Origin of the sequence: Chryseobacterium sp. SIMBA_029 (assembly GCF_046535275.1) — a bacterium.
Lineage (GTDB): Bacteria > Bacteroidota > Bacteroidia > Flavobacteriales > Weeksellaceae > Chryseobacterium.
In genome coordinates, this window is the sequence record NZ_JAWRXA010000751.1 from 1 (window position 1) to 243 (window position 243).

A 243-nucleotide genomic window follows, 5' to 3' on the forward strand; every position below is an offset into this window, starting at 1 on the left:
GTGTAACGTGTTTCTGAAATTTCAATCCTAATTTTTCAATCAGCTTCTGTGAAGAAACATTATCCTTTGAAATGATTGCTGAAATTTTTGCCAACCCAAACTCTTCCATACCAATGGATTTTACCTTTTGGGCAGCTTCATAGGCGTATCCTTTTCCTTCAAATTCTTCCAAAAGAGAATATCCTATATCTAAAATATCCAATCCTTCTCTTTCAAAGATACCCACCGCACCTATTTTCTTAC

Annotated in this window: 1 protein-coding gene; it reads right to left on the minus strand. The window is 35.0% G+C overall.

Annotated features, from left to right (window positions below):
• Positions 1–243, minus strand: a 243-nt coding sequence (locus SB679_RS25935; protein ID WP_410705261.1) for a GNAT family N-acetyltransferase, incomplete at both ends; no start/stop codon positions are given.